General features: G+C 64.9%; 25 protein-coding genes. 12 read left to right on the top strand and 13 right to left on the bottom strand.

All coding sequences use genetic code 11. From position 1 onward, the window contains the following. Window positions 1–175 precede the first annotated feature (175 nt). A complete protein-coding gene (locus tag B9Z01_RS15405; protein ID WP_085484433.1) occupies window positions 176–397 on the bottom strand; it encodes a hypothetical protein in 222 nt (73 codons plus the stop codon). 238 nt (window positions 398–635) lie between these two features. Further along, window positions 636–827: a CsbD family protein gene (locus B9Z01_RS15400; RefSeq protein WP_085484431.1), complete on the bottom strand. Its 192-nt coding sequence runs from the start codon at window positions 825–827 to the stop codon at window positions 636–638. Between the two features lie 213 nt (window positions 828–1,040). Between B9Z01_RS15400 and B9Z01_RS15395 the strand changes: the two genes are divergently transcribed. The 5 genes from B9Z01_RS15395 (at window position 1,041) to B9Z01_RS15375 (ending at window position 5,879) form a co-directional block, all read left to right on the top strand. Beyond that, entirely contained in the window at window positions 1,041–1,376 is a 336-nt protein-coding gene (locus B9Z01_RS15395) for a hypothetical protein (protein WP_085484429.1), read from the top strand. Between the two features lie 310 nt (window positions 1,377–1,686). Continuing rightward, on the top strand, window positions 1,687–3,039 hold the full coding sequence (dcm, locus tag B9Z01_RS15390; RefSeq protein ID WP_085484427.1) for a DNA (cytosine-5-)-methyltransferase: 1,353 nt from the start codon (window positions 1,687–1,689) through the stop codon (window positions 3,037–3,039). Between the two features lie 52 nt (window positions 3,040–3,091). Beyond that, complete coding sequence (locus B9Z01_RS15385) at window positions 3,092–3,538, top strand: very short patch repair endonuclease (protein WP_085484425.1); 447 nt, start codon at window positions 3,092–3,094, stop codon at window positions 3,536–3,538. A gap of 271 nt (window positions 3,539–3,809) precedes the next feature. Then, on the top strand, window positions 3,810–4,313 hold the full coding sequence (locus B9Z01_RS15380; RefSeq protein WP_085484423.1) for a YbhB/YbcL family Raf kinase inhibitor-like protein: 504 nt from the start codon (window positions 3,810–3,812) through the stop codon (window positions 4,311–4,313). A 144-nt stretch (window positions 4,314–4,457) separates the two neighbouring features. Then, window positions 4,458–5,879, top strand: a complete 1,422-nt coding sequence (locus B9Z01_RS15375; protein WP_085484421.1) for an MFS transporter — start codon at window positions 4,458–4,460, stop codon at window positions 5,877–5,879. Window positions 5,880–6,079: 200 nt separating this feature from the next. Here the strand turns inward: B9Z01_RS15375 and otsA are convergent, their stop codons facing one another. From otsA to B9Z01_RS15345, 6 genes are all read right to left on the bottom strand, one after another. Further along, on the bottom strand, window positions 6,080–7,510 hold the full coding sequence (gene otsA / locus B9Z01_RS15370; protein WP_085484419.1) for an alpha,alpha-trehalose-phosphate synthase (UDP-forming): 1,431 nt from the start codon (window positions 7,508–7,510) through the stop codon (window positions 6,080–6,082). Between the two features lie 222 nt (window positions 7,511–7,732). After that, entirely contained in the window at window positions 7,733–7,945 is a 213-nt protein-coding gene (locus B9Z01_RS15365) for a hypothetical protein (RefSeq protein WP_085484417.1), read from the bottom strand. A gap of 210 nt (window positions 7,946–8,155) precedes the next feature. Next, window positions 8,156–8,434: a hypothetical protein gene (locus B9Z01_RS15360; RefSeq protein WP_085484415.1), complete on the bottom strand. Its 279-nt coding sequence runs from the start codon at window positions 8,432–8,434 to the stop codon at window positions 8,156–8,158. Between the two features lie 277 nt (window positions 8,435–8,711). Continuing rightward, window positions 8,712–10,112 carry a sigma-54-dependent transcriptional regulator gene (locus tag B9Z01_RS15355; RefSeq protein ID WP_085484413.1) on the bottom strand — a complete coding sequence of 467 codons (1,401 nt, stop codon included), beginning with the start codon at window positions 10,110–10,112 and terminating at the stop codon, window positions 8,712–8,714. Between the two features lie 304 nt (window positions 10,113–10,416). Further along, window positions 10,417–10,671 carry a hypothetical protein gene (locus tag B9Z01_RS15350; protein ID WP_085484411.1) on the bottom strand — a complete coding sequence of 85 codons (255 nt, stop codon included), beginning with the start codon at window positions 10,669–10,671 and terminating at the stop codon, window positions 10,417–10,419. Between the two features lie 92 nt (window positions 10,672–10,763). Next, window positions 10,764–11,081 carry an ElaB/YgaM/YqjD family protein gene (locus B9Z01_RS15345; RefSeq protein ID WP_085484409.1) on the bottom strand — a complete coding sequence of 106 codons (318 nt, stop codon included), beginning with the start codon at window positions 11,079–11,081 and terminating at the stop codon, window positions 10,764–10,766. A 251-nt stretch (window positions 11,082–11,332) separates the two neighbouring features. Between B9Z01_RS15345 and B9Z01_RS15340 the strand changes: the two genes are divergently transcribed. From B9Z01_RS15340 to B9Z01_RS15330, 3 genes are all read left to right on the top strand, one after another. Further along, window positions 11,333–12,391, top strand: coding sequence for a sigma-54 interaction domain-containing protein (locus B9Z01_RS15340; RefSeq protein WP_085484407.1), 1,059 nt, complete (start codon window positions 11,333–11,335; stop codon window positions 12,389–12,391). Window positions 12,392–12,652: 261 nt separating this feature from the next. Beyond that, window positions 12,653–13,231, top strand: coding sequence for a hypothetical protein (locus tag B9Z01_RS15335; RefSeq protein WP_085484406.1), 579 nt, complete (start codon window positions 12,653–12,655; stop codon window positions 13,229–13,231). Beyond that, a complete protein-coding gene (locus B9Z01_RS15330; RefSeq protein ID WP_244196027.1) occupies window positions 13,228–13,809 on the top strand; it encodes a hypothetical protein in 582 nt (193 codons plus the stop codon). Before B9Z01_RS15335 ends, B9Z01_RS15330 begins: the two co-directional genes overlap by 4 nt. A gap of 69 nt (window positions 13,810–13,878) precedes the next feature. Here B9Z01_RS15330 and B9Z01_RS15325 read toward each other — a convergent pair whose 3' ends face one another. Next, entirely contained in the window at window positions 13,879–15,225 is a 1,347-nt protein-coding gene (locus tag B9Z01_RS15325) for an ABC transporter ATP-binding protein (protein ID WP_085484404.1), read from the bottom strand. Window positions 15,226–15,325: 100 nt separating this feature from the next. Then, window positions 15,326–17,077, bottom strand: a complete 1,752-nt coding sequence (locus B9Z01_RS15320; RefSeq protein ID WP_085484402.1) for an ABC transporter permease — start codon at window positions 17,075–17,077, stop codon at window positions 15,326–15,328. A gap of 846 nt (window positions 17,078–17,923) precedes the next feature. Here B9Z01_RS15320 and B9Z01_RS15315 point away from each other — a divergent pair. Together B9Z01_RS15315 and B9Z01_RS15310 are read left to right on the top strand one after the other, a co-directional pair. Next, a complete protein-coding gene (locus B9Z01_RS15315; RefSeq protein WP_085484788.1) occupies window positions 17,924–19,615 on the top strand; it encodes a sensor domain-containing diguanylate cyclase in 1,692 nt (563 codons plus the stop codon). Between the two features lie 244 nt (window positions 19,616–19,859). Continuing rightward, entirely contained in the window at window positions 19,860–20,126 is a 267-nt protein-coding gene (locus B9Z01_RS15310) for a hypothetical protein (RefSeq protein ID WP_085484400.1), read from the top strand. A 245-nt stretch (window positions 20,127–20,371) separates the two neighbouring features. Here B9Z01_RS15310 and B9Z01_RS15305 read toward each other — a convergent pair whose 3' ends face one another. Next, the gene (locus tag B9Z01_RS15305) at window positions 20,372–21,688 is read right to left on the bottom strand and encodes an ATP-binding protein (protein ID WP_085484398.1); all 1,317 of its coding nucleotides are present in this window, start codon (window positions 21,686–21,688) and stop codon (window positions 20,372–20,374) included. Continuing rightward, window positions 21,672–22,397, bottom strand: a complete 726-nt coding sequence (locus B9Z01_RS15300) for a response regulator (protein ID WP_085484396.1) — start codon at window positions 22,395–22,397, stop codon at window positions 21,672–21,674. The genes B9Z01_RS15305 and B9Z01_RS15300 overlap by 17 nt, the downstream gene beginning before the upstream one ends. Before the next feature lie 219 nt (window positions 22,398–22,616). On the opposite strand from B9Z01_RS15300, the gene B9Z01_RS15295 reads away from it, so the two are divergent. Continuing rightward, complete coding sequence (locus tag B9Z01_RS15295) at window positions 22,617–23,150, top strand: Spy/CpxP family protein refolding chaperone (RefSeq protein ID WP_085484394.1); 534 nt, start codon at window positions 22,617–22,619, stop codon at window positions 23,148–23,150. A gap of 281 nt (window positions 23,151–23,431) precedes the next feature. Here B9Z01_RS15295 and B9Z01_RS15290 read toward each other — a convergent pair whose 3' ends face one another. Next, window positions 23,432–24,142, bottom strand: a complete 711-nt coding sequence (locus tag B9Z01_RS15290) for a pirin family protein (protein WP_085484392.1) — start codon at window positions 24,140–24,142, stop codon at window positions 23,432–23,434. Between the two features lie 674 nt (window positions 24,143–24,816). Between B9Z01_RS15290 and B9Z01_RS15285 the strand changes: the two genes are divergently transcribed. Further along, entirely contained in the window at window positions 24,817–25,593 is a 777-nt protein-coding gene (locus tag B9Z01_RS15285; RefSeq protein WP_085484390.1) for an ABC transporter substrate-binding protein, read from the top strand. Window positions 25,594–25,872 lie beyond the last annotated feature (279 nt).

The following is a 25,872-nucleotide window of genomic DNA, read 5'->3' as shown; positions in this document are numbered from 1 at the left end:
CCGCACGAACCACGGCAAGAGGTTGCGGCAAGAGGCGGCCGCGCATAACGGCGGCACATAACGACGGCACACGGCACGTGCCTACGCGGCCTCAAAAACTCGGCCCCGCGACAACAACCCGGCAACCATCCCAAAGAACAACCGGTATTTCCAGCGCCCGCTCAAGACGATCTGCTCACCACAAATCCTTGGTCGCCGTCCCCGCGCGCACGTTATACCCTTCGCGCCACAGTGCCGCGCCGACCGTCAGCAGCAGCGTCTTTTCGTTGCCGTCGAGCAATTCCCACGCCGCCGCGAGCCAGGTAGCGAAGCTCGCGCAGGTCGCTTCGAGATCGGCGGGTGTCTTGCCTTCCAGGTACTGCCGTTCGAACATCGAAAGTATTTTTTCGGGTGTCATTGGCGCTACCTCCTTGTGGGATGCGCCAAGTCTAAAGGCCGTACAGCGCGCACGGAACGTCCGTCATCGAGATCACGGGTTACTCCCAGGCCGGCTCGCCTCCATGGCGAGCCGCTACCCAAACTGTGGCACCCGATGCCATCCGTTCGATGCGCACCGCGTCAACGGCAAAGGCGCCGCGACATCCGCAGCGCCTCAGGCTTCACGGCAAAACTACGCGAGCGAGACCACGCGGGACCTACGGATTGTTGCGCTTCGCATCGTCCTTAGCCTCTTCTTTTGCGTCGCCATAGGCCTTCCGTATCTTGCCGGCACCTTGTTGCAGATCGCCCTTCAGTTCCTTTCCGGGGTTATCCGTAGCCTTGCCGACGGCTTCGTTGACCTTGCCCTTGACCTGTTCGACCACACCCTTCACTTGATCCTTGTTCATCTTTGGCTCCATTTCTGCAATCAACCGACTTGCCGGCGCGGCATTGCGCCAGTATCGGGTTCAGCAACGGGGATTCAGCAACGGGTATGCCCGGGCGTGGCGCTATGCGCAGCGCGGGATCGGCCAATGAGCACGAGCTGGCGACCACGAAAAATATTCATGAAAAGCCTAAAGTCTCTCCGCTCTTTGCCGTCAAAGAGCCATGGAGGGGCCATGGACCGCATACTCACCACGCTTTCGGGATCATCGCAGGCTACGCTGATCGATCGGGACCTCGCGCACATTGCACGCGCCATGCACGTGTCTTTGCGCGGCGATTTCGGCGGCCCTATTCTGCCCGCCGTCTATTGGCGCAAGCGTCTGCACACGCTGCTCGACACCGGCCATCTCTCGCACGCGCAATTCTGCAAAGTCGACAGCCTGCTGCTGCAACTCGACAAGCTCGAATCGGCGCCGCTGCCTGAATGGGAGCGATACGCGCCGGCCGTCGCCGCGCCGTTGCGGCCAGCACAGGCCGGACTTCCAGCACGCTCGGCACGCTCTGTTTGACGCAAATCGATCCGCGCGGCGCAAAAAGATCCGCTCCGCGTGACGTAAGCCAATCCGCGCACCGCGAGAAAAACGCCCGCAAAAAAATGGCCGCGTACAAGGCCGCGGCCGCAAACACACATCGCGACGCAGGGAACGAGCGTCACGCGGCAAGCCTACACGCCCAACTGTGACAAGCGCATTTCGCTGCCCACGAACGCGCTGGCGAAGCCGGCACCGCGGAAAATCTTCTGGTGATTGGCGGCAAAAGCAGGGAAACAGGACGCCCTTAGGTCATAATGTCCGCAAAAATTCCCAGCAAGGACGCCACGTGACCCTCGCCGCCCCGCTCGACCTGCTTAAGCAGGCGCGCGCCCGCTTCACCCAACGCGAAATCGCCGCGCACGTCGGCAAGGACATCAAGACGGTGCGTCGCTGGGAAAAAGGCGAAACGCCTTGTCCCGCGATGCTGGAGCCGGCCTTGCGCGATCTGCTGCAGCCGGACGCGCGCGCCACGAGTCACGCGGGCGGCGCGGCGCGCTTTCGCTTCATCGATCTGTTCGCGGGCATCGGCGGCATTCGCATGGGTTTCGAGGCGCACGGCGGCGCCTGCGTCTTCACCAGCGAGTGGAACGGATTCTCGACGCGCACGTATTGTGAGAACTTCGGTGAAAACTTCGGTGAGAACCTCGGCAAAAACTTCAGCGAAAGTTTCGGCGAAAACCTCGGCTCAAACTCCCTCGTCGGCGGCGAACATGCGCTGATCGGCGACATCACCGCCTTCCCCGCCGAAGACGTGCCGAGCCACGACGTGCTGCTCGGCGGCTTTCCGTGCCAGCCGTTTTCGATCGCCGGCGTCAGCAAGAAAAACGCGCTGGGCCGCCCGCACGGCTTCGAATGCACGACCCAGGGCACGCTCTTTTTCGACGTCGCGCGCATCATCGCCGCCAAGCGCCCTGCCGCGTTTCTGCTCGAGAACGTGAAGAATCTGCTCTCGCACGACAAGGGCCGCACCTTCGACGTGATCCTGCAAACGCTGCGCGACGAGCTCGGCTACGAAGTGCATTACCGCGTGATCGACGGCCGGCATTTCACCCCGCAGCATCGCGAACGCATCATCATCGCCGGCTTTCGCGGCAAGACCGCGTTCTCGTGGGACGACCTGCGCCTGCCCGAGCACGGCCCGCGCCTCGGCTCGATCCTGCATCGCACGGACGGCAGCGAGCCGGTACTGCCGTGGGACCACGACCGTTTCTTCGATCACGCCGCGCGCCGCGTACAGCCGAAGTACACGCTCACCCCGAAGCTGTGGGCCTATCTGCAGAACTACGCGGCGAAGCATCGCGAGGCGGGCAACGGCTTCGGCTTCGGCATGGCTTATCCGGACAGCGTCACGCGCACGCTGTCGGCTCGCTATCACAAGGACGGCTCGGAGATTCTTGTTTATCAGGGCGAAGCGCTGCGCCCGCGCCGCCTCACACCGCGCGAATGCGCGCGCCTGATGGGCTTTCCCGACACCTTCAGGATTCCGGTCAGCGACACGCAGGCGTACCGCCAGTTCGGCAACAGCGTCGTGATGCCGGTGATGCGCGAAGTGGCGCGTATCATGCTGCCGCACGTGCAAGCCCTGCTCTCCGACACGACACGCGATGGTTCGAAACATTCTTTGCCGCTCCATGCCTGAGCGGTCTCGCGCATGGCGCGGCTCGCCCGGTCGCTAACGATGGTCGCTAACGATGGTCGATATCGTCGATAGCGCGACGCGCAGCCGGATGATGTCCGGCATCCGTGGCCGCAACACCAAACCCGAGGTCCTGATCCGCAGCCTGCTGCACCGGCAGGGCTTTCGCTTCCGGCTCGACGCGCGCGATCTGCCGGGCCGCCCCGACATCGTGCTGCCGCGTTATCGCGCGGTCGTGCTCGTGCATGGCTGCTTCTGGCACGGCCACGACTGCCCTCTCTTCAAGTGGCCGCAGACGCGCCCCGAGTTCTGGCGCGAGAAGATCGGCCGCAACCGCAGCAACGACGACAAGGTGCACGCCGCGCTGCTCGCGAGCGGCTGGCGCGTGGCCGTGGTGTGGGAATGCGCTTTGCGTGGCGCGAATCGCGATATCGCGGGCGTGATCGAGCGGCTCGTCGAATGGCTCGAAAGCGACGCGCCGAGCTTCGAGGAACGCGGCTGAATAGCGCCGGCAAGCGCCCGGCAAGCGCCCAGCAAGCACCACCAGCCGGCTGGAAACCGCGCACCGTCTGCCCGGCTCGCACGAGTCTCACGGCCGCTGGTGATACACTCGAAAAGCTGACTCGGGGCGCTTTCGAGAGGTGCCTGGAAGCTGCTCTCCAGGCGTTTTCGACACGCGTTCAGAGACACTTCGGCAATTGCGTCCATGCGCCTCGCCCGCCGCGAAATCGCGCTCCGACGATCCCAGAACCAATCAACGAGGGAGGCACATCATGGCTGACTTCCGTCTCTGGTCCGACGACTTTCCCACCAACGGCTTCATGCCGAAAGCCCACGAATACGACGACAAGGCGTTCGGCGTCGATGGCGAAAACATCTCGCCGTCGCTGCAATGGGATGCGCCGCCCGCGGACACGCAAAGCTTCGCGCTCACCGTTCACGATCCCGACGCGCCGACCGGCAGCGGCTTCTGGCACTGGGTCGTGGTGAACATTCCGGCCGACGCGCGCTCGCTGCCGCGCAACGCCGGCAAGGCGGACGGCTCGCTGCTGCCGCAAGGCGCGCTGCAGGTGCGCAACGATTACGGGACGGTCGGCTTCGGCGGCGCCGCGCCGCCGCGCGGTGATCGCACGCATCGCTACATCTTCCGGCTGCATGCGCTGAGGGTGCCGCATCTGCCGGTCACTGCGGAGACCACCAACGCGGTCGCGCGTTTCATGACGCACCTGAACGAAATCGACTCGACGACCCACACGGGCCTTTACGAACTCAAATAGCGCAGAAGACGCGGCGCCGGCGCATTGCCTTTGCCACATAGCGCCCGCGCCGGCGCGGGACGATGCGGCCACGGCGGCCCGCGCATGAGGCGCCGTCCCGGGCCGCGCGACTTCGCCGCCGTCCCAGCACAAATCAAATAATCGATGCACGCACAACCCTCGCGCACGGACGGCTCTGCGCCCTCCGCCCAACTGCTCGCAGAAGGCACCGAACTGGGCCTGCCGATTCCGCAACGCTACTGGGCGATGCTCGTCATCGCGCTTGCGCTCACGCTCGCCGTGCTCGACAGCGCGATCGCCAACGTTGCGCTGCCGACCATCGCGCGCAATCTGCACGCGAGCGCGGCCGGCTCGATCTGGGTCGTCAACGCGTACCAGCTCGCGATCACGATCACGCTGCTGCCGCTCGCGTCGCTCGGCGACCGCATCGGCTACCGGCGCATCTATCTATCCGGGCTGATCCTGTTCACTGTCGCCTCGTTCGGCTGCGCGCTCTCCACGTCGCTGCCGACGCTCGCGCTCGCGCGCGTCATCCAGGGCTTCGGCGCGGCCGGCGTCATGAGCGTGAACACCGCGCTCGTGCGCATGATCTATCCGCCCGCCCAGCTCGGGCGCGGCGTCGCGATCAATGCGATGGTGGTGGCGGTGTCGTCGGCGGTCGGGCCGACGGTCGCCTCGGGCGTGCTCGCGGTCGCGTCGTGGCCGTGGCTCTTCGCGATCAACGTGCCGATCGGCATCGCGGCGATCGTCGGCGGCTTCAAGGCGCTGCCGATGAACCCCGGCCACGAATCGCCGTACGACTACCTGAGCGCGATCATGAACGCGTTCGTGTTCGGCCTGCTGATTTTCGCGGTCGACGGACTCGGCCACGGCGAGCGCTTCGGCTACGTGACGCTCGAAGCGCTCGGCGCGCTCGTGATCGGCTACTTCTTCGTGCGCCGGCAGCTCACGCAGCCCGCGCCGCTGCTGCCGATCGATCTGCTGCGCATTCCGGTGTTCGCGCTGTCGATCGGCACCTCGGTCTGCTCGTTCTGCGCGCAGATGCTCGCCTTCGTGTCGCTGCCCTTCATGCTGCAGGATATGCTCGGCATGTCCCAGGTCGAAACCGGTCTGCTCATGACGCCGTGGCCCGCGATCATCATCATCGCGGCGCCGATCTCGGGTGTGCTGTCGGACAAGGTGTCGTCGGGCTGGCTCGGCGGCATCGGCCTCACCGCGATGACGGCCGGCCTGTTGCTGCTCGCAACGCTCGGGCCGCATCCGGACGCGCTGCAGATCGCGTGGCGCATGGCGCTGTGCGGCGCGGGCTTCGGCATCTTCCAGTCGCCGAACAATCGCACGATGCTGTCCTCGGCGCCGCGCGAGCGCAGCGGCGGCGCGAGCGGCATGCTCGGCACCGCGCGCCTGACCGGACAGACACTCGGCGCGGCGCTCGTCGCGCTGATCTTCGGCGTCGCGCCGCAGAACGGGCCGATCATTGCGCTTTATGTGGCCGCGGGCTTTTCGGCGGTGGCCGCGGTGGTGAGCACGATGCGGGTCATGCAGAAGGTGGCGCAGCCGACCTGATGCCGCGATGCGCCTAGGGTCGCCTCGACCGCATACTTCGCGTGCCTACGCCCACGCAAGCAAAGCACGCAAACGAAGGGCGCGCATCGCGTCATGCGATGCGCGCCCTTCTTCCGTTCTCCCGTGTTTTCTCCTGCTGTGCCTCAGACGTGAGCGGCATGCGCGCCGCCGCGCCAACGGCGCGGGCGGCGCCCGGGCGCCTATGACGACGATGCCGTCACGTCAGCGAGCTTTACCGCTTTGGCCGTCACCGAAGACGCGGTTGCGACGTTGCGCAGATCGTCGAGGAACGTATCGCGCCACACCGAGAGATTGTTCTCGCGCATCGGCTTCATCATGTCCGCGTGACGCGCCTGGCGCTCGGCAAGCGGCATCGACAGTGCGCGCTCGAGCGCTTCGGCCATCTGCGAGAGATCGAACGGATTGACGACGAGCGCGCCCGGCAACTGCTCGGCGGCGCCCGCGAATTGCGACAGCACGAGCACACCCGGATCGGCCGGATCCTGCGACGCGACGTACTCCTTGGCGACGAGGTTCATGCCGTCGCGCAGCGGCGTCACGTAGCCGACCTGCGACTGGCGGAACAGCGCCATCAGCAGATTGCGTTCGTACTTGCGGTTCAGATACTGGATCGGCGTCCAGTCGAGCTGCGCAAAACGGCCGTTGATGCGGCCCGCTTCGCCCTCCAGCGTCTGACGGATGCGTTGATAGGTCTGCACGTCGGCGCGCGTCGGCGGCGCGATCTGTACGAGCGACACGCGGCCATGCCAGCCGGGTGCGTTCAGCAGCAGCCGCTCGAAGGCCTGGAAGCGCTCCACGAGGCCCTTCGAATAATCGAGCCGGTCGACGCTCAGGATCAGTTTGCGTCCGCGCATGCCGTCGCGCAGGCTGCGCACCGGTTTGCGGTCGGTGAACTGCTCGGCGGTCTTCGCGATCGCATCCGGATAGATACCGATCGGATACGCGCCGACCTTGAGGAAGCGGTTGAACGCGTGGACCATGCCGTCTTCGCTCGACGTGCCGTGCTGGCCGCGCTCGACGTAGTCGACGAACGACTGGCGGTCGGCCTCGGTCTGGAAGCCGATCACGTCGTAGCTGCACATGGCCTTGACGAGTTCGTCGTGCGGCGGAATCGTACGCAGCACCTCGGGCACCGGAAACGGAATGTGCAGGAAAAAGCCGATCGGGTTCTTCACGCCCAGCTCGCGCAGGCAGCGCGCGAACGGCAGCAGATGATAGTCGTGCACCCAGATGATGTCGTCGGGCCGCAGCAGCGCCTTGAGCTGTTTCGCGAGCGTCGCGTTGACGCGCTGGTAGCCCGCGTATTCCTGGCGGTCGTAGCGCGAGAGGTCATTGCGATAGTGGAACGTCGGCCACAACGTCGCGTTCGAAAAACCACGGTAATACTGGTCGTAGTCGCGCTTGGTGAGGCCCACCGTCGCGTACGTCACGTTGCCCTGCTTCTCGATCACGGGCGCGGACGGCTCGCTGACCGTCTCTCCACTCCAGCCGAACCAGACGCCGCCTGTCTCCTTCAGTGCGTCGAGCACGCCGATGGCGAGTCCGCCCGCAGCCGGACGAGCTTCCTGGATCGGCGCGACACGATTCGATACCACGATCAATCTGCTCATTGGTGCTCCATTGTTTCGTTGTATGCGGCTATGCGCTAAAACGGTGCATGCAAGTCGCGTGCCGATTTTTAAGGTACGAGAAATAAAAATGTATGCAAATGTGACGGGCGAGCAAAAACGCGCGACCGCTTCAGATCGCGAAGAAATTTTTTCTGCTTTGTATGACGAAACCGGAAGCTCTCTTTACCAGCCGTCAGACCTGCCCGAATCCGTTAGCCGACCTCAGGAATCCTGCTCCGAGCCGAGGTCGCGCTGGTATTCGAGCCCTTCCTGACGCACCCCGCCCTGATTGTGCTCACCATCCGGCGGCGTATGCGGAGCGATCCGATTCTGCGCAGCCGGGTCCGGCGACACGGCGGGCTCGGTGTTGCCGTCGCCCGGCCGGGGACCGCGCTTCGAATGCCGCGCGGAACGTCGCAATGCGGGATGTCTCATGATCGATGCCTCCGGGGGAAGCCCGCCGCCTGTAGCGGCATCCATACAGTCTAGGGGGCGTGACGGTAAATTGCCGGTAAAAGATGCGCCGGCTTTGTAACAAGTACATAAAATTCGCTACGCGGGGCTGGCGCGCTCGGTCTGATCCGCTACAGCGCCCACTGCATGGGCGCTGTAGCGGTGAAGCAGGCGCTCCGGGAGCCGTTCACGCTAATGACGACTTGCGCTGGCCGCTACGAATGATTTTTTCCAGAACAGGCGCTGGTACTGCGCCGTCCGCGCGTCGGCTTGCGGGGTTTGCACGGGCTGCGGCGGCGGATCGCCGATCGGCGGCGCAACGGGTTCGAAGGGCTCGATCGGGTCGGGTGTGGGACCGGGGATCGTATCGGGTTCGTCCGGATCCGGTGGTGTGGTGGGTGGCTCGATCGGCTCGGGCCGGTGAGCGTGCAGCGGAAACGACGGCGCGGGAGCAGCAGCGTATTGCGGCATGTCGATGTCCTCGTTTTGCGTTCCCTCAAGCACAGCAAAGCGTGTGCCGTTTTACGATCCGCACCGGGCCGTCCGGGCGCACGCATTGACAGGAATGAGCGCGAGATAAACGAAGAATAGGCGAGAAATAAGCGCGGCTTGGCGTGGATGAGCGCCGGTGAGCATGGCGCAATGCCCGTGCGAGCGGAAAAACGCCGACTGGCACCGCGCTGCGCAAATCGGCACAAATCGGGCGCTAGCCGGTGCGAACGGCGCGCATCAACGTCATCAGCCCGAATCAGGCATCCGCGCCGCCCAGCGCGCGCGATTCGTCGGCGGCATCGCCCTCTTCGCGCGCATCGTTGCCATATTCGACGAGGCGGTTGTAGAGCGTCTTCAGGCTGATGCCGAGAATTTCCGCGGCGCGCGTCTTTACGCCACCGCATTGTTCGAGCGTCGCGAGAATCAGTTGACGGTCCGCTTCCGCGAGCGACGTGCCGAACGCAATCGTGATCGCGTTGCCGGCGGCGGGCTTCGACAGCGTGATCTGCAACGGCACGGTCGCGGTGCTGTCCGAGTCGGTGCTCGACATGATGTGCGCGCGCTGCACGTAGTTCTTCAATTCGCGCACATTGCCCGGCCACGGATAGGACAGCAGCATCTCCTTCACGGCGGCCGGAAAGTGCTTCTTCGTGCCATGACGCTCGTTGAGTTCATCGAGGAACGACTGCGCGAGCAGCTCGACGTCCTTGCCGCGCTCGCGCAGCGGCGGCAGGCTGATCGGAAACACGTTGAGCCGGTGATACAGGTCGAGCCGCAACTTGCCTTCGAGCACCGCCTGCTCCGGATCGCGGTTGGTGGCCGCGATCAGCCGCACGTCGGTTTCGATTTCCTTGGTCGTGCCGACGCGCATGAACATGCCGGTTTCGAGCACGCGCAACAGCTTCACCTGCAATTCGACCGGCATCTCGGTGATTTCGTCGAGGAACAGCGTGCCGCCGTTCGCGCGCTCGAAATACCCCTTGTGCTGCCGGTCCGCGCCGGTGAACGAGCCGCGCTCGTGGCCGAACATTTCCGATTCGATCAGGTTCGGCGAAATCGCGCCGCAATTCACCGCGAGAAACGCGTGCTTGCGACGCAGACTCAACTCGTGCAGCGTCTGCGCGGCGACTTCCTTGCCGGTGCCCGATTCGCCCACGAGCATGACCGAGGCCGCGGTAGGTGCGACGCGGCTGATCTGATCGTAGACCTCCTGCATCGGCGGCGAATTGCCGAGCATCAGACCGAAGCGGCCCATGCGGCGCAACTCGCCGCGCAGCGTGCCGATCTCCGCCTTGAGATCGCCCGCGCGCGGCAGGCGCGAGAGGATCGCCTTGACGCGCTGCATGTTGATCGGCTTCACGAGGTAGTCGGCGGCGCCCATCTTGAGCGCGCTGACCGCCGACTCCACGCTCGCGTGGCCGGTGATCACGATCACTTCCACGCCGGAGCGCGGATCGAGATCTTCGAACAGATCGACCCCGCTGCCGTCGGGCAGTTTCAGGTCGGTGAAAACGACGTCCGGCATCTGCCGGACCAGCTGAATACGCGCTTCGCGCAAATCGCCCGCAGTGGCGGTGGTCAGGCCGTCCCCCCCGATGATGGCGGAAAGCGCCTCGCGGGTACTCGCATCGTCATCGACAATCAGTACGTGTGGCATCGCGTTTCGAAAGCCTGCAAGCGTGGGTAAGAAAAGGTGCGAAACATGCAAACGTGCATGCCGCAAAGCGGGCCGGCCGCATGAGATGGGACCGTGCTTCGTCCGCGTCCAGTCGACCATTTCAAATGGAATCGCAACAATACAGCGGAAATTCCCGCCGTTTTTCGCTTAATTGTTGTCGATTTACCTATTATACGGCTTTATAGCCATCGTTTAATAACGCCTTCCTGGCGCCGCCCGCCAATCTGGCGCCGGCGGACGCGGCGCCGGAACTCCTGCTCGATAGCGTGCTCAAGACGCATGCTCAACTGCGCGGAAACGGCCATGCACCGCTGTCGCCATTCACCTGGCCGGAGCCGTTCGCGCGCTCCGCCCCCGGGGCCCCCGCCTCACTCGGCAACGCGCCCGGTGCCGCCACCGCGCCGCCCTCGTTTTCCCAGCGAGACAATTCCCGCGCCGGGGAAAGCTGACCTGAGCGCTTTTGCTGCACATAGCGAACCGCCAGAAAGCCGCCGAGCGCCATCAATGCGCCGAAGATGCCAATCGTGGGTCGTGCCATCGTGAACTCCTTGGGTCGTCATGCGGATAGTGCGGGGCTGCGGGGACGGTAAGCCGGTGCAACGCTGTGCGAAGCGGTGCTCCATGCCGCGTCTAACGCGCGACCAGCACGCCGAGCAAGAAACCGGCGCCCGCCGCAAGCGCGACCGAACGCCACGGATTGTGGCGCACGTAGCGTTCGGTGCTGACGGCCGCCTCGCGATAACGGCGGTGCACGTTGCGCTGCGCGTCGCCGAGCGCCGATTGCAGCGTTTCCACATGCGTGCCGAGCCGCTCGCGCAACGCGTCGACACCCTCGCCCGGCACATTGGCGGCAAGCCGCAGCATTTCCTCCGAGTCCCTCAGCAGCACCCGTAGATCCTCGACAAGCTTCTGCCCACCGAGTGCAAGTTGTTGCGTGGTGTCGGTCATCGTTCACTCCTCGTCTGGTCAAAGCAAAGCACGTACCCGGTAAATCTACCGCATCAGCACTGCATGGAAGCCCTGCTGAAGCACTTTCGACCGATTGCGCGCGAGCGCCTTTCGCGCGCCGCCACTTCGATTGCCGGAAACAGTGCCGAAGTGGTTAAATCGTTTCTTATGAGATAGTGGCTGTACGGTCTATCGCATTCAAGGCCTGCGCGCCGCAACACGAACTTCATTTGCACAGGGCTCCCCTCTTTATGGCGTCAATCGATCTGGACTCGCCCACCGTCTCCGCCGGCGGCAACGCTTCGCCACAAGCGAAGCAGCGCGTCGCGGACGGCGTCGCGGGACTGAAATCGTACGGCTTGCTGTACGGCTCGTCGCCGGTGATGCTCGATCTGTACGAGCAGATCGAGCGCGTCGCCGATACCGACGCGACCGCGCTCATCATCGGCGAATCGGGCACCGGCAAGGAATTGATCGCTCGTACGATACACGAGCGCAGCAGCCGCAAAGACGCTGCGTTCGTCGCCGTGAACTGCGGCGCGATTCCCGATGAGCTGATCGAAGCAGAATTGTTCGGCCACGAAAAGGGCAGTTTCACCGGCGCTGTCCAGGGCCGCATCGGCTACTTCGAGCATGCGAACGGCGGCACGCTGTTTCTCGACGAGATCACCGAAATGGCGCCCGTGCGCCAGGTCAAACTTTTGCGCGCGCTCGAAACCGGCACGTTCTATCGCGTCGGCGGCAATGAGCTGATCAGCGGCAACGTGCGCGTGATCGCCGCGACCAATCGCGACCCCGCGGTGGCGGTCAAGGAAAACGGCCTGCGCGAAGACCTGATGTACCGGCTCGCGGTTTTTCCGCTGCGCGCGCCGCCGCTGCGCGAACGCGAGAACGATCGCGAACTGCTCGCGCAGTACTTCCTCGCGCAGTTGAATCAACAGGAAGGCACGAGCAAGAGCTTCAGCAAGCGCTCGATTGAAACGCTGCGCGCGTGGTCGTGGCCCGGCAATGTCCGCGAGTTGAAAAACGCCGTATATCGCGCGTTCATTCTCGCGGAGAAGACGGTCGAGCTGCCGCATCCGCATCTCGCGTCGCGGGTCAAGAAAGCCGTGACGCAAGGCGACGCGATGAGCGTATGGATCGGCACGCCACTCGCTGACGCGCAAAAGCAGATCATTCTCGGCACGCTCAAATACTGCGGCGGCGACAAGCGGCGCGCGGCGAAAGCGCTCGGCGTGAGCTTGAAAACGCTTTACAACCGCCTGAGCGCATACGGCGACGAAAGCGGCGACGAGGAAAACGAGCAGTAGAAGTAGCGCCGCGCAAACGGGTATGAATGCGGCGGCCAGGTGCTCAACGCCCAATTACCTGGCATAACCAGGCAAGTGCGTCTATCCATCGAGCAGAAAACGATCGATCGCGCATCATGTTTTGCAATCTCTTGCATTTTCCCCCTGCCAATTACAATTAGCATCCTGCACAATGCGGCAGCGTATTGGAACGACGTGCCGCTCGTTCACATGCTGCTTGGCGCGTGACCGGCGACACCTGTACGGGCAGGGAAAAGAGAAATGCAAAAGAACATAGTGTGGGCCGGCAACGCGAAATCCGCTGCCGCACGCAGGCGCCCTCACGCAACGGCGTTCATCGCGCTGGCGCTGGCGGTCTCGTCGGCATTGAGCGGCTGCAGCTCGCTCTACACGGAAGGCGCGGTCGCGGGGGCCGGTGTCGCGGGCGCGGCGGTCGCCACGCAGGTCACGAGCAATGCGGCGGTCGCCACGGGTATCGGTCTCGGTGCAGTGGCCGCGGCGCGCGCCGGCGTGCAGTACTCGGAGCGCGTGGTCCACAGGAATACGCAGAACAGCATCGCGACCGCTGCCGGGCCGCTCGATATCGGCGCAGTGGCGCCCTGGAGCATCACCCACTCCTTCCCGATCGAAGACGACGAACACGGCCGCGTCACCGTCAGCCGCCTCATCAGCACGGGCGCGCTCGACTGCAAGGAAATCGTCTTCTCCGTCGACCAGAACGCGACCCGCAACACACCAGCCAGCAGTTCGTTTTTTATCGCGTCGATCTGCCGCGACGGCAATAACTGGCGCTGGGCATCCGCCGAACCCGCTACCGAGCGCTGGGGCGCGCTGCAATGAAGGCGCTTTCGTTCGGGGGTTCAGAGCGGCGCCCGGTTTGGTTTGCGTTTCCGCGCGCGCTCACGCTGCCCGGCAACCGCCTGCGGCTCATCGCGGCCGGCGCGCTGTGCGCCGGCGCGTGTCTGCTTGCGAGCGGCTGCTCCTCGATCGGCGCGGCAAGCGGAGCGGCGGCCGGCGTCGCGTCGGGGATCGTCACCAGCAATCCGGCCGTCGCGCTCGGCGTCGGCGTCGCCGTGCAGGCCGCGACCGACGAAGTTATCGCCACCTACATGCGCAACATGCACCAGGACCAGCAGGATCTGATCGCCGCGCTGGCCGGCGCGATGCCAGTCGGCGAAACGCGGCCGTGGTCGGTCAAGCATACGTTGCCGATCGAGAACGGCCACGGTCAGGTACGCGTGACGCGCGCCTTCAGCTCGGCACTTGCGAACTGCAAGGAATTCGTATTCTCGGTGCAGGACGGCGACGGCCCGAACGCGCCCGAAATGTGGTTCACGGCGAGCGCCTGCCAGCAGGACAAGGGCTGGAAGTGGGCGTCGGCCGAACCGGCGGTCGCGCGCTGGGGCAATCTGCAATAACGATCTGCAATGAAAAAGCGGCGGAGTCTCCCCCGCCGCTTTTTCATCTGAGCCCCGGCTGAACGGCGCTCAGGACTCCACGTCTTCGAGGCTGAAAATTTCGGTCTGGTCGTTGTACGAGAAGATCTCGCCGTAACGGCCCCAGTTGATGACCGCGTCGAGCGTTTCCTCGGCGGCGCTGTCCGACAGAAAATCTTCCAGCTCCTGCTCGAAGCGCACACGCGGCGCGCGATGTCCAGGCCGCTCGTTCAACACCTTCTTGATCCGCGCCGCGAGCGGCACGTGCCGCAGCAGATGCTCGGCGAACATCATCTTGCGCTCCTGCGTGCCGAACTCGGCGAACACGCGCGCGGGCGGCGTCAGGAAAATGTCGCCTTCACGCACGTCGGCGAAACCGAGGTGTTGAAGCACTTCGGCGATCGGGAACAGATCGTCGACCTCGAGATGCAGCGAGCGCGCGATTTCCGGCATGTCCGCGCGGCCATGGTACGGCGCGGCCGCGAGCGTTTCGATCAGACCGGCCATCAGGTTGGTCGACACGTGCGGCAGCCAGCTATGCAGCTCGAGCCCCTTCTTGGTCTTCTCGTCGGTCTGGCGCGCGGTCATCTTCGCGTAGATCTCGTCGACGAGACGGCGGAACGCCGGGTCCAGACGGTTGCGCGGATGCTTGAACGGCACCTTGATCTCGGCGATCACCCGGCCCGGATTCGACGACAGCACGAGAATCCGGTCGCACATGAACACCGCTTCCTCGATGTTGTGCGTGACGATCAGCACCGCCTTGATCGGCATACGGCCCTGCGTCCACAGATCGAGCAGGTCGGTACGCAGCGTTTCGGCGGTCAGCACGTCGAGCGCGGAGAACGGCTCGTCCATCAGCAGCAGCGTCGGGTCGACCACGAGCGCGCGCGCAAAGCCGACGCGCTGGCGCATGCCGCCCGACAGCTCGCGCGGATACGCGTTCTCGAAGCCGTCCAGACCGATCAGGTCGATCGCAGCCAGCGCGCGCGTGCGCCGCTCACTCGCGCCGACGCCCTGCGCCTCGAGCCCCGCTTCCACGTTCTGCAGCACGGTCAGCCACGGGAACAGCGCGAAGGTCTGGAACACCATCGCAACGCCTTTCGCCGGGCCTTCGAGCGGCTTGCCCATGTAGGTGACTTCGCCGCCGGTCGGCTCGATCAGACCGGCGATGATGCGCAGCAGCGTCGACTTGCCCGAACCCGAGCGGCCGAGCAAACCGACGATCTCGCCTTCGCTCAGCGACAGGTTCGCGTCGTCGAGGACGAGCAGCTCGCCCTGCGTCTTGTTGAAACCACGGCACACGTCCTTGACGCGCAGGATCTCCTCGCCGAGGCGCGGGGGCTTCGGCGGCGTCTGGATCGGCGCGGCGGTCATAGCAGCTTTAGGATTTTGCATCGCGTTAGGCCTTCATTTCTCTCATCAAAACGCCGCGCCGCCCCTTGGGGTTGGCTGACCGCCTCGAGGGCCGGGCGCGAAGCGACAGGTTCGGGGGCGCTCAATCGAGCCGCAGCTTGGCTTCGGCGTAGGCGTACATCGGACGCCACAGCAGGCGGTTGAACAACGTGACGAACAGCGACATCACGGCGATGCCCACGATGATCTTCGGAAAATCGCCCGCCGCGGTAGTCTGCGCGATATAAGCGCCGAGACCGTGCGCCGCCACCTTGGTGTCACCCCACTGCACGAACTCGGACACGATGCTCGCGTTCCACGCGCCGCCCGACGCGGTGATCGCGCCCGTCACGTAGTACGGGAAAATGCCCGGCAGCATCACCTGACGCCACCATTGCCAGCCGCGAATCTGGAAATTCTTGGCCGCCTCGCGATAGTCGTTCGGATACGAACTCGCACCGGCGATCACGTTGAACAGGATATACCACTGCGTGCCGAGCACGATCAGCGGCGAGAGCCAGATATCCGGGTTCAGATGGAAGCGCACGATCACGATCACGAACACCGGGAACAGCAGGTTCGCCGGGAACGCGGCGAGAAACTGCGCAAGCGGCTGGATCTTTTCCGCGAGCGCCGGCCGCAAACCGATCAGCACGCCGATCGGCACCCAGATCACCGAGGCGATCGCGATCAGCAACATCACGCGCAGCAGCGTGATGAGCCCGAGCACGAGCACGTGGCCGACCTCGTCGAGCGACACGCCGGTGCGCACGTACAGGACCACGCGGTACACCACGTAGAGCGTGACGACCAGCACGAGCGCCGCCCACAGCAGATCGCCCACTTTCGAGCTTTTCTCACTCTGCGGAATCTGGAAACGCGGCGTCCGAAACGCCGGCAGTTGCATGCGCACGCGTGCGGCACGCGCGAACATCCAGCCGAGCGGCACGAGCAGACGGTGAATCAGCCGGGTGCGGCGGATCAGGTCGAGCAGCCACGACTCCGGCGCATTGCCCGAGCTCGTGAATTCCATGCGGAACTTGTCCGCCCACGCGACGAGCGGACGGAACAGGAGTTGGTCGTACGCGAGAATCACGACCGTCATCGCGAGGATGACCCAGCCGATCGCGTGCAGGTTCTTCTCCGAAATGGCCTGCGCCAGGTAGGCGCCGATGCCCGGCAGCGTGATCGTGTTGTTGCCGACCGTGATCGCTTCGGAAGCAACCACGAAGAACCAGCCGCCCGACATCGACATCATCATGTTCCAGATGAGGCCCGGCATCGAGAACGGCACCTCGAGCTTCCAGAAGCGCTGCCACGAAGTCAGGTGAAAGCCGCGCGACACTTCGTCGAGATCGCGCGGCACGGTGCGCAGCGACTGATAGAAGCTGAAGGTCATGTTCCACGCCTGGCTCGTGAAGATCGCGAAGATCGCCGCGAGTTCGGCGCCGAGCACGCGCCCCGGAAACAGCGCGAGAAAAAACGTGACCGTAAACGAAATGTAGCCGAGCACCGGCACCGACTGCAGGATGTCGAGAATCGGCACGAGTACAAGGCCGGCGCGGCGGCTCTTGGCTGCCAGCGTGCCGTACACGAGCGTGAACACGAGCGAGGCCACCATCGCCGCGAGCATGCGCAGCGTGGTGCGCATCGCGTACTCGGGCAGATTCGCGGGATCGAGCGAGATCGCCTGGGTCTGCAGCGTCGACATCGGCGCGAGCGTCTCGTGAAAGCCGATCGCCGTCATCGCGATGATGCAGATGATGAGCGGAAACGCGACGAAGTCCCAGCGATTGGGCAGCACGCGCCATGCCGACGCATTGGCGGTGCGCTTGAGGTTGAAACTGAAATCCATCAGATGCCCTCCCCTTCGAAACAGGCATTCGATCGCTCGAAGGAGGCCGCGGCTTGAACGCGGCGGTCAACAGATCGGTCCGGAAAGCGGAAATCAGGCATGGCAAGACGCGCGTGCGTGGTAAATCGTTAGCGTTGGAGACACGTGGACCGGCAACGGACGTGTTCGTGGACGAGCCGCCCAGGACCACAACCATCACTCCGGATTCCTGTCGCTGCGGGCGCCGCCCGGAGGCTGGCGGGCTTTCCTCGTTTTGGACGGCACGACACTACACCATCCTATGTTTCAGGCACAACCTTTCCCCGCAAATTGCGGGCTACGGACGCCTGGATCATATGAAAAACCTTAAGTTCGCGCCGCCGCGCCGCGACTGTACCGTGCCGGAGCGCGCCACGGCAGTCCTCGCGGGCGGCACGTCGGACCGGCGTGGCGCGCAAACTACATGAGCCGTTGCCGCGGCGCGCGCACCATCCTGGCGAACCCGCCCGGCAAACCGATGCGGCCATCGGGAAACCGACGCAGTTGCGGTCCGCGACCTGATCGACGCGCCGTATACGCGGTTCGCATCCCCGCAATAACGGTGGCGTCGGGCCCTATGACGGTTAAAATCAGGAAACGGCGGACCTCTCTATAAGTGGTTCATCCCGGGCCGCCGCGGCGAATCCTCAGCCGCTTCGGGCAGACCGGGGGACGAGTCAACTGCGAAGCCAACCGCGGGGGCAGCAGCAGAGTCAACCGGGAGACCAACCCGGGGGCCGGCGCAGAGGCCGAAACAGCGTCAGCGCGCTGCCACGAATGAGCAAGTTGCATGTCACAGCAAGACGGATCAGAGGGTCGATGGGGTCGATGAACAGGACAACCTTGCGCCAGGTGGCCGGGCCGGTCAGCTTCGCGCTGATCGTGCTGGTTTGCTGGTTCGTGGCTGGCATGGTCGCGGACCGGATGGTACAGCAGGAGCTGGATGCGGCTCTGCGCGCGCAGCGGCAAATGTCCACGTCGATCGTCGACAACATGGCGGAGGTGATCGCCAGCGACCTCGCGATGTCCCGCGCCATCCCCGCGACCATGGCCGCAATGGATGTGATCCAGCACGCCCTGGTGCAAGCGCAGAATTATGCCGCGAACGGCGAGGCGGCGGAACCCGCTCTGCGCACCGCGTTGCTCAAGGACGCGCAGATGACCACCGTCAGCCAGTTCCTGCACGACGCGCAAGGCTTCTCCGGGCTCGACCAGATCTGGATCGTCAACGCGAACGGCATCTGCGTCGCGTCGAGCAGTACGGTCATGAGCCCGCAGGGCTTCCGGCAATCGTTCGTCGGCATGGACATGCGCCCACGCGGCTATCTGACCAACGCGCTGCTCGGCGCGTTTTCGGAAGCCTACGGCGTAGGCCGCACAAGCGGCGAGCCGGGCATCTTCATCGCCGCGCCGGTCTACGCGGACGGGCTGCTGGTCGGCGCGGTGGTCGCGAAGGTCGGGATCGCGCGGCTGCGCCACTGGGTTGCGCACGCGGGCACCTTCGTCACGGACGACAACGGCGTCATCATCATGGCGCACAACAGCGCGCTCGAAGGCCGCGCGCTGCCGAACTCGCACGTCACGCAGATGAGCCCGGCCGAGCGGCGCATGATCTACCACCGCGACACGTTTCCCGACATGCGAATCCGCGTCGACACGCAGGTGCGCGCGCAGGCGCCGTGGGTGCCGGCGGCAGTCGCCGCACAGCTCTTCGGCATGAACGGGCAGCCGGTACCCGCGTTGTATCAGAACCGCAGCGGCCTGAACTCGGGGCTGTCCGCGCATCTGGTCGATCCGCTCACGGCGTGGCCCGAGCTGCTGCGCAATCACAAGCGCGATCATCTTCTGGTGTTTCTGACGCTGGCGGGCACCGTCGCGCTCGCGTGGGTTATTACCGTGTCCTACGTGCGCGAGCGGCGACACCATCGCGCAACGCGGGATCTCGCCGAGCAGTTGCAATCGGCCAATACGCTGCTGTCGGCCGAGGCACGCCACGATGCGCTGACCGGCGCGCTGTCGCGGCGCTATTTCCTCGACCTGCTGCGCCATGAGATCGATCGCGCGCATACGGGCAACGAGCCGCTGTGCATGGCGATCGCCGATCTCGATCACTTCAAGCAGATCAACGACCGCTTTGGCCACGCCGCCGGTGACCGCGCGCTCGAACATTTCGTCGATACCTGCCGCGCCGAACTGCGCAGCTCCGACGCGATCGGCCGGCTCGGCGGCGAGGAGTTCGGCCTGTTGCTGCCGGCCACCAATCTCGCGGGCGGCCGCGAAGTGGTCGAGCGTCTGCGCCTGCGCCTGAAGGCCGAGCCCTCGCCGAAGCTGCCGGCCACGGTGGGCCTGAGCGTGAGCATCGGCATCACCGAGCTGTCGCACGACGATCTGCCCGAGCGCATCATGAGCCGCGCCGACACCGCGCTCTACGCGGCCAAAACCGGCGGCCGCGACCGCACCGAAGCGCTGCCGCCCGACGATACCGCGCCGCCCACGCGCACGGTGGTGAACGCCTGGTAAGCAGGCGCGCGGCGGGTTTGGCGGGTGTGTTTCTCTGCTGATTTTCCTCCCCGCGATTTTCTTCTTTCCGCCGCTTTACTCGGGACGCCGCTCACTTGCAACTCACTTGTAACTCACTCGCGGCTTGACGCACCACAAGCACGCGCGCGCCTCCGCTGGCACCGGCCCCGAGCTTCCTGCAACGAAGCAGGTATGATCGATACTCATATTGGAATTATCGCTACTGCTCTAACGGGAGATTCGCATGAAGGGAAATCTGGTCATCGTCTGTCGCGATCAGGATGCTGATGCATTCGACCATCTGCTGGCCGAATACGGCGCGTTCCAGACGCGCCTGTCGTCCACCACGTGGTATCTGAAACTGGCGGTCGCGCCGGAGCTGATTCAGGAGGAGATACTGGCGCGCCTCGGCAAATACACGACGCATTACATCTTCGAGGCAGAATCGGTGACGTGGAATACCGTGGACAGCGACACGGCCAATGCATTGAATACGCTGTTCTCGGACTAGCGCGCTGGAGGCTGGCGTCAACCTCGGCGGCTTCGACGGAGGGCCGCGAAACCGCCAGCCCAACCACACAAGCCCACCGCAAGCCCCGCCGCAAGCCCTTATGTGACGCCCGGCAACGCTACGCCGCACTGTGCCGCGCATGGCGCTCGAGTCGGACTCGAGCCGCTGACGTCCTGCTCACAACACCCTGCGATGCCGACGCGCCCCCCGCATCGCGACTCTTCATATAGCTCTTCGCCCACCTTCTACCAGGCGTGTTCCGAAGCTGCAGCAACCCGCGGCAGCACCTCGAACGGGAAAGTCATCAGCACCCGCAAGCCGCGGCCGTCGTAGTTGCCGATTTCCCACTCGCCGCCCGCCCGCCGCACCAGCCGCTCGACGATCGCGAGGCCAAGCCCGCTATGGCCGTTGCCGCCACGCGCCGGATCGAGCCGCACGAACGGCCTGCTCGCGTTGATGAGGTCTTGCGCGGCAATGCCCTTGCCGCTGTCACTGACAGATAGTGTGTAGCCCTGCGCCGTGCGTGCCGTGGCGACGACGATCGGCGGTGCGCCGTATGCGTGCGCATTGTCGAGCAGGTTCGAGAGAATCCGGTCGAGCGTGGCGGCAGGCAGCAGGAACGATGGTCCCGCGTTGAGTTCGATCTGCACGGCCGGTGCCCCGGAGGCCACCGCACGATAGGTGCGCACGACCCGCTCGCATTGCGCATCCACCTCGACGGACTCGCTGCGATCCGCGCTGTCGTGTGCGAACACCAGAAACTGCTCGACGATATGCGTCATCGAGTCGACGTCGCGCACGACACCGTCGCGCGTCTTCATGTCGTCCATCATTTCAGCGCGCAACCGCAGGCGCGCGAGCGGTGTTTTCAGATCGTGCGCGACACCCGCCAGCATGACCGCGCGATCGTTCTCGGTGCGCGCCACTTCCTGCACCATCTGGTTAAAACCGTGCGTGAGTTGCCGCAATTCGCGCGGGCCGCGCTCCGGCACCGGCGGCACCGGCAGGCCGCGGCCGAAACGGGTGACCGCCTGCGCGAGCGAGCGCAACGGCTGCTGCAGCGCCCACGCGGCAAAGAGCGCCGCCATCACCGCGAACGAGAAAATGATGACGAGCCACAGCACCGTGCGATCGAGCGAGCGCGGCATGCGCAGCGGCTGCACCGGCACGACGATCCAGTTGCGATCGGTCGGCGCGCGCACCCACATCGTGGGCGGACCGCCGGGCGGACTGATGCGCACCTGCGTGCCGGCCGGCATGCGGTCGCGCACGTCCTCGACGAAGCGCTCGAGCGGCGCCGGCATTGATGCGTTCTCCGGCGGCACACCCGGGCTTGCCGGGTCGACGAGCTTCACGCGCGACGGCAGCGGTTGATCCGGTGTACGGGCGACGTGCTGACGCACCGCGTCGACGAGGAAGGTTGCTTCCTCCACCGCGTAGCGCGTCTGCAACTGGGTGCGTTCGAGCCGAATCAGCGCATACCACGCGAAATGCGACAGCATCAGTACCGCAACGACGAGCAGCGCGAGCCGCCCGAACAGCGAATCAATGGGTCGACGCATGCTGCTCGCCGTCCGGCACGAACACGTAACCACGGCCGCGCACCGTCTGGATGAAGCGCGGCGTGGACGGATCGGTTTCGAGAATGCGGCGCAGACGCCACACCTGCACGTCGATGCCGCGATCGGTGCCGTCGTACTCGGGACCGTGCAGCAGCTCCAGCAGGCGCTCGCGCGTGAGCGTGCGCATGGGGTGATTGACGAAGATCTTCAGCAGCGCGAATTCGCTGCCCGACAGCGTGAGCGGCTTGTCTTCGAGATGCAGCGTGCGCGACTGGAAGTCGAGCGTGAAGCGGCCGAAGCTGAACGGCTCGCGCTGCTCGGGCGCGGCCGCCGAAGGCAGCGTGCGGCGGCGGCGCAGCACCGCCTGCACGCGCGCGAGCAGCTCGCGCGGATTGAATGGCTTGCCCAGATAGTCGTCCGCGCCGAGTTCGAGCCCGACGATACGGTCGACGTCGTCCGCACGCGCCGTGAGCATGATGACGGGGATATCGTCGCCCGATGCGCGCAGCTTGCGCAGCGCGGTGAGTCCGTCCACACCCGGCATCATCAGATCCAGCACGATGAGGTCCGGACGCTCGCGTTCGAGCCGGCGCTCGAGTGAGCCCGCGTCGTGCAGCACCGACACTTCGATGCCTTGACGGGCAAGATAGTCGCGCAGCAGATCGCGCAATTCGACGTCGTCGTCGACAACCAGGATTTGAGTAGCCATGGGATGGAGTTTAACGCTCAGCAGAAAGGGATTTCGTTTTCCGAAACGCCTCAAGGGTTACGGGGTGTTACGGTGAAAGGCGCGCGTAATGCATGGTAATAGCCGCCCCGAAACGCGTAACACAGCGGCCGGCGCAGTTCTTTACGCTGTGCCTTACCGAATGCAGGCAGTCCGCATGACCGATTGCATCGTCGGCTATTCCATTACAAGGAGCCTTATATGTCCACCAAAATGATGTCGCGCGTTCTCGCCGTTGCCGCTACCGCTCTCGCTCTCGGCGCCGGCGCCTCCTATGCGGCTCAACCCGCCGAACACGCACACGGCGGCCCCGGCGGCTGGCACGGCCGCTTCATGCAGCAGCTGACCCAACTTCACGACCAGTTGAAGCTGAACGCAGATCAGGAAAAGCTGTGGCAGAGCGCGCTCGATACGATGAAGCAGAACCACGAAGCGATGCGCGCCAATCACGAGCAAGCCCGCAGTCAGTTCAAGGCGGCGCAGCAGCAGCCCATCCTCGATCTGAATGCGATGGCCGCGACGCACCAGCAGATCGAGCAGAAAGATGCGCAACTGCGTCAGCAAACCACCGACGCCTGGCTCAAGTTCTATAACGGACTGAACGACCAGCAGAAAACCACCGTCAGCACCGCGCTGAAGCAACGCTTCGCGAAGATGGAGCAGCGTCACGAAAAGATGCGCGAGCGCTGGGAGCATCGCAAGGGCGCGGCGTCGGCGCCGGCCGCCAATCAGTAAGCGGCACCTTGTATCACGCGGGGCGGGCCTGGGTGGCCGCCTCGCGAATGAAACAACGCCACGGAAAGAGGTTTTCCGTGGCGTTTCCCGTTTAAGGCTGCTTCACGGCCGCTTCATGGCCACTTCATGGCCTCCTCATGGCCTCCTCATGGCCGCTCCGGCTCGTTCGTTCCACCGCTGTTTTATAGCCGTGCCGCTGGCGTTCGCGTTTTGCGGTGCACGAGCTGCGGACTCGTTGCACTCGCATTCATCGCCGCAATCGCCGCGAGCGAACCAGCGAATCAGCCGTTCAACTGGCCGAGATCGAACAGGAGCACTTCCGCGTTATTGCCCTTCTCCAGCGTGACAGTATCGGTGTCGCTGAGCTTGGCCGCATCGCCTGCCTTGAGCGGCGTGCCGTTCACCGTCAGCGCGCCGCGCGCGACGTGCACATAGGCGAGGCGTCCCGCCGGCAGCGCGAACGTGGCCGTTTCCGCGCCGTCGAACAGGCCCGCGTGGATCGATGCATCGGCATGAATCGTCACCGAGCCGTCGCGGCCATCGGGCGATGCGATCACGCGCAGACGGCCGCGCTTGCTCGCGTCGTCGAAACGCTTTTCCTCATAGCCGGGTTGATCGCCCGCGCGGCGCGGAATCACCCAGATCTGCAGCAGATGCGCCGGCTCGTCGCGCGACGCGTTGAACTCGCTGTGCTGCACGCCGGTACCGGCGCTCATGCGCTGCACATCGCCGGGACGGATCGTCGAGCCGTTGCCCATGCTGTCGCGATGCGCGAGCGCGCCCTCGAGCACGTACGTGACGATTTCCATGTCGCGATGGCCGTGCGCACCGAAACCCTGGCCGCCTTCGATGCGGTCTTCATTGATGACGCGCAGCGGCCCGAAATGCACGTGCTGCGGATCGCGGTAATCGGCAAACGAGAAGCTGTGATACGAATCGAGCCAGCCGTGGTTGGCATGGCCGCGTTCTTCGGAACGGCGAATCTCGATCATGGAAAGTCTCCCGGTAAGTCAACAAAGTGATGCAGGGAATGTAGGGGCGACGCGGGCACTTAACAATCGGCGCTCACGCACCGGAGTGTTCCATCGGTGCGCGCAATCGCGCGGGCGGCAAGGCGCTCGGGCTTTCGGGCCTCCGCCCCAGCGCACACCACGCGCACGACAGCACCGCGACGGCCTCGACAGCCAACTCCAGCCGCGACGAACACGTGCAGCACCCGCACTCGAACGGCTGCGCAACGCAAAAACACAAGGAATTCCAACCGCCCCAACCCCAACGCCGCCGGAAAACGGCATCACCGCGTCGCACGCGCACAACACCCGTGGCGGCCAGTTTCCCCCGCTGCCGCCCCGGACTGGCGCCTCGCCGCTCTTCGGGTAAAATACCGCGCTTTTCGGGACGCGTGGACGTCCTGTGGCTCGTTCATGACGCGGTGGCGCGCCTCGTCGGCTGGGCTACAAGCGGCTCGCGGCGGGTACGCGGCAAGTTGCAGGCCCCCGCGAAACGCGCCCCGATACGCGCGCCGCGTCGAAAAAGCCGTTGCGCCGACCAAGGCAGCATCCCGCGCGGCACGGCAATTTTGACCGCCTAGAATAGCGACCGTCGGCCCTGCGCCGGCGCTCGTCGAGTCGAATCCTCACGACGATCAGTTTGATCCAGGAGAAACATGAAGAAGTTCGCACTGTGCGTGGCGCTTGCAGTCATAGCCACCGGCGCAATGGCGAAAGAATGGAAAACCGTGCGCATCGGGGTCGACGCCAGTTACCCGCCGTTCGAATCGAAGGCGCCGAGCGGCGAGATCGTCGGTTTCGACGCCGATCTGACCCGCGCACTGTGCGCGAAGATGAACGTGAAGTGCGTGTGGGTCGCGCAGGACCTCGACGGCATCATCCCGGCGCTGAAGGCGCGCAAGTTCGACGCGATCATTTCCTCGCTGACCATCACCGACAAGCGCCGCGAGCAGATCGACTTCTCCGACAAGCTGTTCGACGCACCGGCCCGCATGATCGCGAAGACCGGCTCGCCGCTCCTGCCCACGCCTGAATCGCTGAAGGGCAAGCGCGTCGGCGTCGAGCAGGGTTCGACGCAGGAACAGTACGCGAAGCTCTGGTGGGAGCCGAAGGGCGTGACCGTGGTGTCCTATCAGAATCAGGATCAGGTGTATGCGGATCTCGCTTCGGGCCGCCTCGACGCCGCGCTGCAGGACGCGGTCCAGGCCGACGCCGGTTTCCTGAAGACGCCGCGCGGCAAGGGCTTTGGCTGGGCCGGTCCGGAAGTGAAGGATCCGCAGACGATCGGCGAAGGCACCGCGATCGGCCTGCGCAAGAGCGACGCCGATCTGAAGGCGATGTTCAACGAGGCGCTCGCCGAGGTTCACCAGGACGGCACGTTCAAAAAGCTCGAGAAGCAATACTTCGACTTCGACATCTATCCTGGGCGCTAGGCGGGACAGGAAACACGACAAGAAGCAGGAAAGAAGCAGGACAAAAAGCGGAACAACAGGCTGGTCGGCGCACGACATGCCGGACGCAACGCTGGACAAGACGCCCGGCGAAGCATCGGGCGCACCGGCGAGGCGAGCCGCCGGCACGGCGGCCGCGCGCAGCAGGCAGCATCCACGAGACTCGGGACTTGCCCGCACGGGCTTTACCGGGGCTTCGTAAGAGCCGGCGAGAGGGTAACCTTATGGCCGGCGGCAGTGGCAGAACCCGGCAGTAGATTC

The sequence above is a fragment of the Paraburkholderia susongensis genome, assembly GCF_900177725.1.
GTDB classification, from domain to species: domain Bacteria; phylum Pseudomonadota; class Gammaproteobacteria; order Burkholderiales; family Burkholderiaceae; genus Paraburkholderia; species Paraburkholderia susongensis.
This window is presented reverse-complemented; position numbering and strand designations above follow the sequence as displayed.

Excerpts from the sequence above, each read along its gene's own strand:
- B9Z01_RS15405 (WP_085484433.1), bottom strand. The coding sequence starts at position 397 with ATGACACCCGAAAAAATACTTTCGATGTTCGAACGGCAGTACCTGGAA.
- B9Z01_RS15400 (WP_085484431.1), bottom strand. The coding sequence starts at position 827 with ATGAACAAGGATCAAGTGAAGGGTGTGGTCGAACAGGTCAAGGGCAAG.
- B9Z01_RS15395 (WP_085484429.1), top strand. The coding sequence starts at position 1,041 with ATGGACCGCATACTCACCACGCTTTCGGGATCATCGCAGGCTACGCTG.
- B9Z01_RS15385 (WP_085484425.1), top strand. The coding sequence starts at position 3,092 with ATGGTCGATATCGTCGATAGCGCGACGCGCAGCCGGATGATGTCCGGC.
- B9Z01_RS15380 (WP_085484423.1), top strand. The coding sequence starts at position 3,810 with ATGGCTGACTTCCGTCTCTGGTCCGACGACTTTCCCACCAACGGCTTC.
- B9Z01_RS15375 (WP_085484421.1), top strand. The coding sequence starts at position 4,458 with ATGCACGCACAACCCTCGCGCACGGACGGCTCTGCGCCCTCCGCCCAA.
- otsA (WP_085484419.1), bottom strand. The coding sequence starts at position 7,510 with ATGAGCAGATTGATCGTGGTATCGAATCGTGTCGCGCCGATCCAGGAA.
- B9Z01_RS15365 (WP_085484417.1), bottom strand. The coding sequence starts at position 7,945 with ATGAGACATCCCGCATTGCGACGTTCCGCGCGGCATTCGAAGCGCGGT.
- B9Z01_RS15360 (WP_085484415.1), bottom strand. The coding sequence starts at position 8,434 with ATGCCGCAATACGCTGCTGCTCCCGCGCCGTCGTTTCCGCTGCACGCT.
- B9Z01_RS15355 (WP_085484413.1), bottom strand. The coding sequence starts at position 10,112 with ATGCCACACGTACTGATTGTCGATGACGATGCGAGTACCCGCGAGGCG.
- B9Z01_RS15350 (WP_085484411.1), bottom strand. The coding sequence starts at position 10,671 with ATGGCACGACCCACGATTGGCATCTTCGGCGCATTGATGGCGCTCGGC.
- B9Z01_RS15345 (WP_085484409.1), bottom strand. The coding sequence starts at position 11,081 with ATGACCGACACCACGCAACAACTTGCACTCGGTGGGCAGAAGCTTGTC.
- B9Z01_RS15340 (WP_085484407.1), top strand. The coding sequence starts at position 11,333 with ATGGCGTCAATCGATCTGGACTCGCCCACCGTCTCCGCCGGCGGCAAC.
- B9Z01_RS15335 (WP_085484406.1), top strand. The coding sequence starts at position 12,653 with ATGCAAAAGAACATAGTGTGGGCCGGCAACGCGAAATCCGCTGCCGCA.
- B9Z01_RS15330 (WP_244196027.1), top strand. The coding sequence starts at position 13,228 with ATGAAGGCGCTTTCGTTCGGGGGTTCAGAGCGGCGCCCGGTTTGGTTT.
- B9Z01_RS15325 (WP_085484404.1), bottom strand. The coding sequence starts at position 15,225 with ATGCAAAATCCTAAAGCTGCTATGACCGCCGCGCCGATCCAGACGCCG.
- B9Z01_RS15320 (WP_085484402.1), bottom strand. The coding sequence starts at position 17,077 with ATGGATTTCAGTTTCAACCTCAAGCGCACCGCCAATGCGTCGGCATGG.
- B9Z01_RS15315 (WP_085484788.1), top strand. The coding sequence starts at position 17,924 with ATGAACAGGACAACCTTGCGCCAGGTGGCCGGGCCGGTCAGCTTCGCG.
- B9Z01_RS15310 (WP_085484400.1), top strand. The coding sequence starts at position 19,860 with ATGAAGGGAAATCTGGTCATCGTCTGTCGCGATCAGGATGCTGATGCA.
- B9Z01_RS15305 (WP_085484398.1), bottom strand. The coding sequence starts at position 21,688 with ATGCGTCGACCCATTGATTCGCTGTTCGGGCGGCTCGCGCTGCTCGTC.
- B9Z01_RS15300 (WP_085484396.1), bottom strand. The coding sequence starts at position 22,397 with ATGGCTACTCAAATCCTGGTTGTCGACGACGACGTCGAATTGCGCGAT.
- B9Z01_RS15295 (WP_085484394.1), top strand. The coding sequence starts at position 22,617 with ATGTCCACCAAAATGATGTCGCGCGTTCTCGCCGTTGCCGCTACCGCT.
- B9Z01_RS15290 (WP_085484392.1), bottom strand. The coding sequence starts at position 24,142 with ATGATCGAGATTCGCCGTTCCGAAGAACGCGGCCATGCCAACCACGGC.
- B9Z01_RS15285 (WP_085484390.1), top strand. The coding sequence starts at position 24,817 with ATGAAGAAGTTCGCACTGTGCGTGGCGCTTGCAGTCATAGCCACCGGC.